The sequence below is a fragment of the Nitrospirota bacterium genome, assembly GCA_016207905.1.
Lineage (GTDB): Bacteria > Nitrospirota > Thermodesulfovibrionia > Thermodesulfovibrionales > JdFR-86 > JACQZC01.
The window spans coordinates 1-11330 of sequence record JACQZC010000060.1 but is presented as its reverse complement, the minus strand read 5'-3'; the positions used below and the strand labels follow the sequence as shown (position 1 = coordinate 11330).

Annotated in this window: 14 protein-coding genes; 9 read left to right on the top strand and 5 right to left on the bottom strand. The window is 41.1% G+C overall.

Annotation, left to right across the window (positions count from 1 at the left end; translation table 11 throughout):
• The first annotated feature begins 388 nt into the window (after window positions 1-388).
• The 7 genes from bamA (at window position 389) to HY805_07770 (ending at window position 6549) form a co-directional block, all read left to right on the top strand.
• Entirely contained in the window at window positions 389-2596 is a 2208-nt protein-coding gene (gene bamA / locus HY805_07800; GenBank protein ID MBI4824113.1) for an outer membrane protein assembly factor BamA, read from the top strand.
• An 81-nt stretch (window positions 2597-2677) separates the two neighbouring features.
• Complete coding sequence (locus tag HY805_07795) at window positions 2678-3229, top strand: OmpH family outer membrane protein (protein MBI4824112.1); 552 nt, start codon at window positions 2678-2680, stop codon at window positions 3227-3229.
• Window positions 3230-4261, top strand: a complete 1032-nt coding sequence (lpxD, locus tag HY805_07790; GenBank protein ID MBI4824111.1) for a UDP-3-O-(3-hydroxymyristoyl)glucosamine N-acyltransferase — start codon at window positions 3230-3232, stop codon at window positions 4259-4261.
• Entirely contained in the window at window positions 4261-4695 is a 435-nt protein-coding gene (gene fabZ, locus HY805_07785) for a 3-hydroxyacyl-ACP dehydratase FabZ (GenBank protein ID MBI4824110.1), read from the top strand. Before lpxD ends, fabZ begins: the two co-directional genes overlap by 1 nt.
• The gene (gene lpxA, locus HY805_07780; protein MBI4824109.1) at window positions 4695-5474 is read left to right on the top strand and encodes an acyl-ACP--UDP-N-acetylglucosamine O-acyltransferase; all 780 of its coding nucleotides are present in this window, start codon (window positions 4695-4697) and stop codon (window positions 5472-5474) included. Before fabZ ends, lpxA begins: the two co-directional genes overlap by 1 nt.
• Complete coding sequence (lpxI, locus tag HY805_07775) at window positions 5465-6286, top strand: UDP-2,3-diacylglucosamine diphosphatase LpxI (protein ID MBI4824108.1); 822 nt, start codon at window positions 5465-5467, stop codon at window positions 6284-6286. The genes lpxA and lpxI overlap by 10 nt, the downstream gene beginning before the upstream one ends.
• Window positions 6287-6351: 65 nt before the next feature.
• A complete protein-coding gene (locus HY805_07770; protein MBI4824107.1) occupies window positions 6352-6549 on the top strand; it encodes a DUF2281 domain-containing protein in 198 nt (65 codons plus the stop codon).
• Between the two features lie 195 nt (window positions 6550-6744).
• On the opposite strand, the gene HY805_07765 is transcribed toward HY805_07770, so the two are convergent.
• Entirely contained in the window at window positions 6745-6900 is a 156-nt protein-coding gene (locus HY805_07765; protein ID MBI4824106.1) for a hypothetical protein, read from the bottom strand.
• A gap of 376 nt (window positions 6901-7276) precedes the next feature.
• Here HY805_07765 and HY805_07760 point away from each other — a divergent pair, with 376 nt between their 5' ends.
• Window positions 7277-7708, top strand: a complete 432-nt coding sequence (locus tag HY805_07760; GenBank protein ID MBI4824105.1) for a DUF488 domain-containing protein — start codon at window positions 7277-7279, stop codon at window positions 7706-7708.
• On the opposite strand, the gene HY805_07755 is transcribed toward HY805_07760, so the two are convergent.
• The 4 genes from HY805_07755 to HY805_07740 form a co-directional block, all read right to left on the bottom strand.
• Window positions 7695-9038 carry a thymidine phosphorylase gene (locus tag HY805_07755; GenBank protein ID MBI4824104.1) on the bottom strand — a complete coding sequence of 448 codons (1344 nt, stop codon included), beginning with the start codon at window positions 9036-9038 and terminating at the stop codon, window positions 7695-7697. The two genes, HY805_07760 and HY805_07755, sit on opposite strands and share 14 nt — an antisense overlap.
• 37 nt (window positions 9039-9075) lie before the next feature.
• Window positions 9076-9552 carry a putative toxin-antitoxin system toxin component, PIN family gene (locus HY805_07750; protein MBI4824103.1) on the bottom strand — a complete coding sequence of 159 codons (477 nt, stop codon included), beginning with the start codon at window positions 9550-9552 and terminating at the stop codon, window positions 9076-9078.
• Complete coding sequence (locus HY805_07745) at window positions 9530-9820, bottom strand: AbrB/MazE/SpoVT family DNA-binding domain-containing protein (protein MBI4824102.1); 291 nt, start codon at window positions 9818-9820, stop codon at window positions 9530-9532. The genes HY805_07750 and HY805_07745 overlap by 23 nt, the downstream gene beginning before the upstream one ends.
• A gap of 280 nt (window positions 9821-10100) precedes the next feature.
• Window positions 10101-10823, bottom strand: coding sequence for a hypothetical protein (locus HY805_07740; GenBank protein ID MBI4824101.1), 723 nt, complete (start codon window positions 10821-10823; stop codon window positions 10101-10103).
• Between the two features lie 67 nt (window positions 10824-10890).
• On the opposite strand from HY805_07740, the gene HY805_07735 reads away from it, so the two are divergent.
• Window positions 10891-11073, top strand: coding sequence for a hypothetical protein (locus HY805_07735; GenBank protein ID MBI4824100.1), 183 nt, complete (start codon window positions 10891-10893; stop codon window positions 11071-11073).
• Window positions 11074-11330: the final 257 nt, after the last annotated feature.

Here is an 11330-nt window from a genome sequence, read left to right as displayed (position 1 = left end):
AGGGGTGAAATAAAAGAGTGATACAAAAATATTTTTAATCACCCTCCCCTAAATCCCCTCCCCTCAAGGGAGGGGATAAATAGGGGTCATTCTGAACTTGTTTCAGAATCTCAGTTTTAATCCCCCTTTTCTAAAATCCCTCTCTTTACCCCTTTAGAAAATTTCAGTGTAATGAAGGAGGCTGAAGGGTTAAAAATAATTCGGAAAAGCAACTGGGGTTTGGGGTGAAACCCCAAATTAATAAATCTAAATTAGTCTCCCCTTTTCATAAAAATTTTTAAATGAGATAATTCGCCTGTTTACATTATATCAAAAAGAGCGATATACTAAGCGTTTGAAAGAATCAGGCATGCTAAACTTTAAAATAATTTTTATCTTTTTAATCTTTTTGTCATTTTTGACTCCACCTGCAAATGCCGAGGAGGAATCTCCGATTGTAAATGAGCTCGAGGTCAGAGGGCTAAAGACTGTCCGTGACTCGGCAGTCAGGGCAAGAATAACCCAAGATGTTGGAGAGACTCTCGACTATGAGGAGGTATCCGAAGATATTAAGGCTATCTATGAGATGGGGAATTTCGAGGATGTAAGGGTTGAGTTAGAGCCTCTCGAAGATGGCATTAAACTTATCTATATAGTCTTAGAAAAGCCACGAATCCACAGGGTTGACTTTCAAGGGAATTATGAGCTCGATGATTTAAAACTCAAAGAAGAGCTGGCTATACTTCCAGGAACATCCTCTGACATAGAGCTCATACAGAAAGGTGCCGACAGGCTGAGGAAGCTTTATGAAAAAGAGGGCTATCCCCTTGCTAAGGTGGTGCCTGTCATAAGAATGATAGACGAGGATAGGCAGGTGCTGACCTATCAGATAGAGGAAGGAGATAAGGTCAGAATCAAGACAATAACTATAAAGGGCAACAAGGCTATCTCCACACGCAAGATAAAGAGGGTCATGAAGACATCCAAGAAAAGCCTGTTTTCTTTCATAACAGGCAGTGGAAAATACGAAAGGGCAAATATAGAGGTAGACACTACTACAATAAAAGACCTTTACTTTGACAACGGATTCATTCAGGCAGAGGTCTTTGAGCCCGATATAGTGCTTTCAGAAGATAAAAAGAGCATTTTTATAACTATCGAGGTCAGGGAAGGTGAACCCTACAAGATATCCTCCATAGAGTTCAGTGGTAATAAGGTGTTCTCAGATGGGGAATTAAAAGAAAAACTCAAGACATCCGTAGGCTCAACCATAAGTAAGAGAACTCTAAACAGGGATGTGGCTTTATTAACGGATATGTATACGGAGAAAGGCTATGCCCTCGCAATGGTCCTGCCTGATATGATACTGGATGAGCCAAAAAAAGAGGCAAGGTTAATCCTTAGAATAAACGAGGATGAGATTTACAGTATCGGAAGAATCGAGGTCTCAGGCAACATAAGGACAAGGGATAAGGTTATAAGAAGAGAGATTCTTCTTAATGAAGGAGATACATTTAACAGTAAACTTATAAGGAGAAGCTATGAGAAGGTCAATAACCTGAACCTGTTTGAATCGCTGAGCTTAAGCCCTCGACTCAACAGTGAGGCAAAGACCATGGACATAGACCTATCCGTAAAGGAAAGGCAGACAGGTTTTTTGAGCGTTGGCGCTGGATATAGCTCTACTGACAGGTTCGTGGCTATGGTTGACATAACACAGGGTAATTTAGGTGGTAGGGGACAATCTATAAAGCTCAGAGGGGAATTCGGAAGCAAGTTTACGACATATGAGCTTTCTTTCATGGAGCCATGGTTTTTTGACAAGCCTGTTTCGTTTACCACAGGCATATACAATACAAAAAGGGAATATGTGAATTACGATAAGACCTCGCAGGGCTTTATGTTTGCCTTTGGCTGGAGATTTCGGGATTACTGGAGGTCTCGCGTGTCATATAACTTCGAAAGAACAAGGATATTCAATATCGATGAGACTGCCTCCGAGGCGATAAGACAGCAGGAGGGCTCTAAGGTAACAAGCAGTATATCTCCATCCATCGAAAGGGACTCGCGGGATAGCTTTCTTGACCCTCACAGAGGCTCGCTGAATGCAATCTATCTGACCTATGCAGGAGTAGGAGGAGATAATAAATACGGAAAGGCTGTTTTTGAGTCATCATGGTTTTTCCCTGTAACCGAGAGCACGACATTTTCCATAAGGGGCACTTTTGGCTATGCCAGAGGGCTATTCGGAAATCCCCTTCCTCTTTATGAGAGGTTCTTTGTAGGCGGTATATACTCTGTAAGAGGGCTTGGCTTTGGAGAGGCAGGACCAAGAGATGAAACAGGTGCTATAATCGGAGGCACAAGGAAGCTCATACTAAATGCAGAATATACCTTCCCTATCTTAGAGGAGGCAAGACTCAAGGGAGTTGTATTTTACGATGCAGGAACTGCATACGATAACGAAAGCGACCTGAGGCTAAGACAGTCCGCAGGAACTGGAATAAGGTGGATTTCGCCAATTGGGCCATTAAGATTAGAATGGGGTAAAAACCTCGACCCAAAGTTAGGAGAGAGAAAAGCCCGATGGGAGTTTGCATTCGGAACATTCTTCTAAAGGCTGTTTTCGGAATTTTTGTATTCCCCTTCCAAGCAGTATTCTGGTAATATATCTAAAAATGATTCAAAAGGAGGGCTAATGAAAAAGATATTCGTAGTATTGTTTGTCCTGATTTGGAGTACATCTGCCTTTTCCGAGGAAAAGACAAAGACCGTAACTGCCGAAACAAAAATAGGAATCGTTGACCTTCAGTATGTTATTGACGAATCCGAGACAGGTAAAAAGACAAAGGCTGTTTTAGATGCCCTCATAAGGGAAAAAGAAGCCTTTATAACCGAAAAGATAAAGACAAAAGAAAGGTTTAGGGAGGAGATTGAAAAGCAGGGGACCGCCCTCTCGGAGGAGGCTAAAAAGGCAAAGCTAAGGGAACTCGATGCTATGGAAAGAGAGATAACAAAGCTCATCGATGACTCTCAGGCAGAGGTCCAGAGGATACAGAACAACATGAAGGAAAACATACTCGATGAGCTTATAGACTCTGTTATAGAGTCCATAGGAAAACAGGATGGATTTGCCTTTATATTCCCGGCAGGCATAATACTTTACTCAAAAGACAAGGTTATTGACCTTACGGATACGGTTATACAAAGATATGACGAATTTAAAGTCCCAAAAAAGAAAACTAAGTAGATGAAATTAAAGGATATCGCAAAGCTCTTAGAAGCAGAGATAATCGGACAGGAAGATATAGAGATAACAGGTGTCTCAGGCATAGAGGATGCATTGGAAGGAGATATAACATTCCTTTCGAGTCCAAAATACATAAAGAGGCTAAGAGACACAAAGGCATCGTGTGTTATGGTAAAAGAGCCTGTTTCCGAATTCCATGGGACCCAGCTTAAGGTCACCGACCCATATTATGGATTTGCAAAACTGCTTGAGCATTTCTATGTAAAGCCTTTTAAGCCCATAGGCATAAGCAGTCTTTCGTTTGTATCCGATGATGCCGTGATTAAGGAGGATGTCTCAATAGAGCCTTTCTGTTATGTATCAGGAGATGTAAGGATAGGCAGGGGCTCGGTTATTTATCCAGGGGTGTTCATAGGAGAAGGGGTGACAATAGGAGACACCTGCATCATTTATCCAAATGTAGTCTTAAGGGAAGGGGTTTCTCTTGGCAATAGGGTCATAGTTCATTCGGGCTCTGTCATTGGCTCGGATGGGTTTGGCTATGTGTTTCATAATGGTATGCATTATAAGATTCCGCAGGTTGGAGCAGTTATCATAGAGGATGATGTAGAGATAGGAGCAAATGTCACGATTGACCGTGCTACAACAGGAAACACCCTCGTAGGGAAAGGCACAAAAATAGATAATCTTGTTCAGATAGGGCACAATGTAAAGATTGGCGAAGGCTCAATCTTAGTTTCGCAGGTTGCAATCGGAGGCTCCACAAAGGTCGGAAGATTCGTCTCTCTCGGAGGACAGGTTGGAGTTTCAGACCATGCTAACATAGAAGACGGCACAATGATAGGAGCACAGTCAGGCGTTATGGGGCATGTGCCAAAAGGGATTTATTCAGGCTCTCCAACCATACCCCACATCCAATGGCTTAAGGCAGTCTCGGTTTTCTCTAAACTTCCAGAGCTTTCAAAAAGACTTAAACTTATAGAAGATAAATTGGAGGAGATTCAAGGCAAATCGAAAAAGGAGGCTAAGTAATGATAGGGATTAATGAGATAATGAGCTACCTGCCACACAGATACCCGTTTTTGCTTGTAGACAGGATTATCGAGCTTGATAAAGACAAAAGCATAACAGGCATTAAGAATGTGACTGTGAATGAGCCTTTTTTCGAGGGACACTTTCCGGGAAACCCTATCATGCCAGGTGTGCTAATCATAGAGGCAATGGCACAGTCAGCAGGAATCTTAGCATTAAACTCCTTAGGGACAACTCCTAAGCTCGTTTACTTCATGAGCATAGAGAGGGCAAAATTCAGAAAACCAGTTATACCAGGAGACCAGCTTATATTAGATATAAAGGTCATTCATCAGAGGGGCAATGTCTGGAAGTTTTCAGGTGTTGGTAAGGTGCAAGACAAGGTCGTTTCAGAGGCTGAGTTTACTGCAATGCTCACTGAAAAGGGGTCATAATGGAAACCCAAATACACCCAACTGCAATCGTAGAGCAAGGCGTTTTCCTCGATGAAGGCGTTATAGTAGGGCCCTTTTCAATCCTCAAAAAAGGAGTAAGAATAGGCAGAGGAACTCAGCTTCAGTCCAATGTGGTTATAGAGGGAGATACCGAAATAGGACAAAACTGCGTTATATATCCATTTACGAGTATTGGACTGCCTCCTCAAGATTTAAGCTATAAGGATGAGAAGACATCTGTCAGAGTAGGCAGTAGAAACATCATCAGGGAGTATATAACCATACATAGGGCATCTGTTAGAGGAGATGGCATTACTACAATAGGGGATGACAATTTCCTTATGGCATATGTCCATATAGCCCATGACTGTAAGATTGGCTCTAACATTATAATGGCAAATGCGGCTACACTCGCAGGACATGTCACAGTCCAAGACCATGCAGTCATGGGCGGGCTCACTGCTGTTCACCAGCATGCAAGAATCGGTGCGTTTGCAATGGTAGGCGGCTTTAGCGGTATAGCACAGGACATACCGCCTTATATGATGGCATCTGGTGCGAGGGCAAAGCTCTACGGGCTTAACACAGTCGGGCTTAAAAGAAACGGGTTTTCGGATGAAACGATAAACGAGCTAAAAAGGGCATATAAGATTCTCTTCAGAGACAAACTTACCCTAACAGAGGCAATCAAAAGGGTTCAGGATGAGCTTCCATACACAGAGGAAATCAAGCACCTTATAGAGTTTATTCAGGAGAATAAGCGCGGCATATGTCGTTAAAAGTCCTCGGTCTTATCTCAGGCATGGGCGAGCTTCCAAAGGCAATTGCCCTCGATGCAAAGGCAAAAGGCTATACAGTCGTGGCAATAGCCTTAACCCCTATTTCTAATGTTCCGCTTGCAGGCTATGTAGATGTCCTTAAAGAGGTTAATGTCGGAAGGTTAGGAGAGATAATCAGGACACTAAAGAAACACAATGTCACTCAGGCAGTGATGGCAGGAAAGGTGCCAAAATCCCTCCTTTACCTGAGTAGGATAAGGCCTGACCTTAGAGCCGCAAAACTCCTTTTTTCCCTCAAAGACAGAAAGGACGATTCAATCCTTATTGCAGTGGCAAGAGAGCTTGAAAAAGACGGTATAAGGCTTCTTAGCATCACTGATTTCTGTGCCTCTCTTATGACCCCAGAAGGCATCCTTACTAAAAAACATCCAACAGAGAAGGAATGGAATGACATAAGGTTTGGCTTTGACATTGCTAAAGAGATAGGAAGATTGGACATAGGACAGACAGTTGTCGTAAAAGACAGGGCAGTTATGGCAGTTGAGGCAATAGAAGGAACAGACGAGGCAATAAGAAGAGGTGGAAAACTTGCAGGAAAGGGTGCGGTTGTCGTAAAGGTCTCAAAGCCCTATCAGGACATGCGTTTCGATGTGCCTACTGTTGGCATTAATACACTTGAGGTCATGATAGGTGTAAAGGCAAGTGTCCTTGCAGTTGAGGCAGGCAAAAGCATACTCCTTGAAAGAGAGGATTTCTTAAAATCTGCTAATAAGGCAGGGATTGCGGTTGTGGGGTATAAGGGGAAGGAATGAAAAAGAAAAACGCAGAAAGCATCCGATTTCAAGTATAATTCTTATTATGAAAGAAAGGAGGGGTTATGTCTGTTAAAGAGGTAATCAAAAAAGAAATAGATAATCTGCCTGAAGATATTCTTGCAGAGGTTTTTGACTTCATCCAGTTCTTAGAATCAAAAAAGGAAAAGACTCTTCTTACAAAAGCCTCCCAGAAGCTTTCAGAAGCCTCATTTAAAAAGGTCTGGGACAACGATGAGGACGCTGTTTATGACAGCTTATGAAAAAGGGGATGTTATCCTTGTTCCCTTCAGATAGAAAAAACTATCGGGGTTGGAGAATGCTTTAAAAGAGATTTTAGATCTGAAATAACAAATATTCCCTCCCTCATAGCTATAACTTAAACCTCTCCCTCTTCCCTAAAAGAAACTTCGCCTTTGTTATTTTAAGTTGCCTGTCTATCTCAGAGAAAACCTTATTCACCTCTTCCTCTGTATATTCATAAGAGCTTTTATTTGAACAGTTTCCGAGTATCCTGATTTTTTCAAAAATATCATTTGTCCTTTTTGAAGCAATCCTTTTGAATCGCTCATGTCTGGTCTCTTGCATTCTAGCAATCCTTTTGAATCGCTCATGTCTGGTCTCTTGCATTCTTATCCCTTATGTTCTTTTAATAATCTCAAAAGGCTTTCTGTGTCCACTTTTCTCCAATAACATTCTTAGCTCATTTGTTTTTTTAAACATCATTTCAAACCTCTGCTCGGTTGTGAGGGACAGAAGATACTTCAATTCAAACATGATTTCCTTTTTCTCATTATGTCTCTTTAATTTCAATATAGGGCTCATATTTAGAAAAATATACCATATTATTAGATTATTGTCAAGAAAAAATTAAATATTTAGCAAAATAATCTGGATATTCATATAAAAACTAAAATAATCCTTGATTTTCAATGAGTTATATTTAATGTTCTATGTAAATTTTATCTGAAGTGCTAAAATATAAGACAGATGAAAGAAAAAATAATCTATACACTCGGCACAAGCAGGCGAACAGAGGAGGACTTTATAGAAATCCTTCTTGCCTATGGCATAGCCTGTCTCATAGATGTAAGAAGGTTTCCAAAAAGTAAGATTCATGGCTTCTCGAAAGAAGAGCTTATAGAAAGCCTCTACTTAAACGGCATAAGGTATTACTGGTTAGAAGGATTAGGAGGATTTAGAAAAGGCGGATATGAGGCTTACAGCCAAACAGAGGAGTTCAAAAATGCCGTATCAGGTCTCGAGGAGATTGCAAAACAGGCAGTCTCGGTAGTTTTATGTGCAGAGAGGTTTCCATGGAAATGCCATAGGCGTTGGATAGCAAGGGAACTTCAAAGAAGGGGCTGGCATGTGATTCATATTATCGACAAAGACAAGGTCTGGGAGCCTAAGACGGCATAATAACATCTAATACCATTGGCAGGGGTGCAGTAGGCATTTGTCCTATCTCGATGCCTGAATAGAAAACCTCTTCTGCCTCTTTGAGCGAGGCATCATCGTTATAATGAAACATCGAGATTGGCTCGCCTTGCTTTACGAAATCCCCTACCTTTTTATTCAGGATAATACCGACTGAATGGTCTATCGGGTCTTCTGCCTTTCTTCTGCCTGCACCAAGGAGCATCCCTGCAATGCCAACTGCCTCTCCGCCAAGCCTCTGGATATAGCCTTCTTTTTCTGCGTAGAGATGTTTTACATGTCTTGCAGAAGGCAAGATGTTCGGGCTTAATGCAACCTCTGGGTTTCCATACTGGGCATCTATAAACTCCATGAATTTTTTGAATGCATCCCCTTTTTCTATGAATTCCATTGCCTCGTGCTTGTAATGCCTCGATGTCTGCTCTGACATTTTTTTAAGCGGTGTCTCTTCCGAAACAGAGTCTGCAAGGTTTAGCATCCATGCCGAAAGCGTAAGGGTAAGTTCCATCAAATCCTCACCTCCTTTGCCTTTAAGTGCAGAGATGCATTCCTTAATCTCGAGGCTGTTTCCAACTGTTTTTCCGATGGGTTGTTCCATGTTAGTTATAAGTGCAACAGTCCTTACACCCATGGAGTTTCCTATGGAGACCATTGTCTTTGCGAGCTTCAAAGCAGACTCTGTGTCTTTCATTAATGCACCTGAGCCTGTCTTTACATCGAGCAAAAGGCCATTTATTCCTTCGGAGAGCTTCTTTGACATAATGCTCGATGCTATAAGGGGGATGGAATCAACCGTTGCAGTAACATCCCTTAATGAGTAAAGCAATCTGTCAGCAGGCTGAATCTCCTCTGACGGGCTGATTATAGAGAGTCCTATCCTATTGAGGTTGTCTTTGAACTCTTTGATAGGAATATCTGTCTTGAAGCCGGGTATGGATTCCAGCTTATCTAATGTGCCGCCTGTGTGCCCAAGAGCCCTTCCTGCGACCATCGGCACCTTTATTCCCATCGAGGCTATAAGGGGCGCAAGTATTATGCTTACCTTATCTCCGACTCCGCCTGTTGAGTGCTTGTCTATTTTTACTCCCTGAACATCTTTCATGTCAATCGTTGAGCCTGAATTGAGCATTACATCGGTAAGTGAAGTGGTCTCCTCATCGGTCATACCATTTAGATAGACTGCCATAAGAAAGGCTGAGATTTGATAATCCGGGATGTCGCCTTTGAGATTTCCGTTTATCAGGAAGGACAGCTCCTCTTTTGTGAGTGCCTTGCCATCCCTCTTTTTCTTTATGATGTCATATGCCCGCATGCTTTATGATTATAGCATAAGCCTGCTTGAGCAGATTTCATGATTCTCTGCCTTTAATATTCTTAAGAATATCGGGAAAGACTATATCAATAAATTCTGATGGGCTTACTATTTTTAATGGCTCACTGCCCTTTGCCTTGAGCCTTGTAAAATCCTTTTTATCTCCTGTTACAAAAATATCTGCTTTACCATTGATAGCTGAAACAATAACTGGAATATCCTTATCAGAAATATGACCGTAAAACTTTCTTACCTCTGCCAATGAAGGCACCGGGATAATCTCAAGATTTATCTTTGGGAGATATTCTCTGTACACAGGAATGACTTTCGGCATCTTCTTTGCTAAATTCCTTTCAATCTCAATGATGTTATATCGGCCTGTTACACCTGTAAGAAATGGAAGCCTGAGAGAGAATATATCAAGGATTATGCGTGGTGCACCCTTATCAGAAAGGAGTCCTGACAGAATAACATTTGAATCTAAAAAGACCCTAACGGCTTCTTTTTTTGCCATAGGTCTCTTTGAAGAGGGCTTCTCTTTCTTCTTTAAGTCCTGCTAAGACATCTTCAGCAGAAAGACCTGATTCCTTAAGTATCTTTTTTATCTGCCTTCTTGCCTCATCAAGCTCAAGCCTCTTTGGCGTAATAATGACAGCGTCACCAACAGGGATAATAGAGACAACCTGACCTTCTTCAAGATGGCTCATCTCCCTTATTTTTTTGGGAATGGTCAACTGCCCTCGAGATTTTATCTCTGCCAGCAATGATTTATTAGCCTGCATCTTACACCTCCATTCTGATTTCAGAATATCAGAATTCAGAATTATTTGCAATAGCTAAGGCAGACTCTAAAAATCAGGGGCTGAAATTGAAGACTTCCTGTAGATTGCTACAGGGAGTCTTAATGTAAGGAATTATTATTTTTACATTCGCTCGCTTGACCCCGTTGAGGCGGGGAATACGCTCGCTATCCATTTAACAAAGAGGGGTTCAGAGAGAAGACAACTATAATATGAATTTATTAGAAATTAGAACAACCCGTCCCCTTTATTTTCCTCTGAGTCATTTAGACTTAAGTACTGCAACATAACCGTAGGGTTTTATATTGCATTCTTTTTTTATCTTAAACCCCGCAACCTTGTAAAGCTTCCGTAGACGATAAAGACCTTTCAATCGAGCATGACATTCGCCTTTGTATACGACCCTGAGAGGCAGTTTTTTAAAAAGTTTTCTGATAATATCGTTTTCCTTAATCTTATATTTGAAAAAAGTAAATAAAGATATTTTTAGCGGTAAAAAATCAATGATTTCTTTTATGCCCACACTTTTTAAAGAACGGAAGAAGGAGATAAATCGTTCATCCTCCATATAGTAAGAAGAGCCCAAGAAGACGGCAACATCAAAATTTAGCCTATGCTTGTTTTTGAATTTGACAATATCGTCTTTGGTAATATCAAAGGAATCGATGACAATGTCAGGCAAGTATTCTTTTGCTTTGAGAATTATTTCTTCACAAACATCTGTGGCTATTACATTCGTATCCTCTGGAAGGGCTTTTTTCAATAAATACTCGAGAACACAAAAACCCGAACCGAAAGAGATGATATTTTTAAAGTTGCCGTCGTACACACGTTCTATCAGAAAGCAGAGGGCGTTTAATTTCGAATAATTTACCGAAAGATAGTTTTGCAGAAACCCTTCTCTCGTATCGTTTTTCTTGCTGAAATACTCCTCATAAAGACGACCGCTTTTTGCATATACCTTTAATTCTAATTTCTCGAGCATAGTAAAGTATACAAAGTATACTAAGTAATCCTTGTTGCTGTCAACTTGCTATGTATACAATGTTCTAATGAAGAAAGAAACGGTAGTGACCGTGAGAGTAACCCCCGAAATAAAGTTAATCATTCAGCGGTTAGCAGAAAAAGATGACAGGACCCTTTCATGGATGGCAAGGAAACTTCTCCTCGAGGCAATCGAGGCCCGGGGTTTTCTGAAGAAATCAGCGGGAAAGGAAAATAAAATCAAAAACTGAAAAGGATATTTATTTCTTAACCGTTAGTTTCTTTAACTTTTTTCAGTCAGCTTTTCCCTTAGGCGCTGAATGTATAGGTTCAACACATATGAGACCCCAAGAGTGGTTTATAGTCATTTGTTCAACATTCACATGGGTTACATTTTAACCTATGGACATGGGTTACACTTTTCTTACTTTGGGTCTGACCTTCCCTTTTCTTAAATCAAGAACTCCAATAGGGTGGAAGCCAAAGCGTATCTCATGGCAAGCCTCAT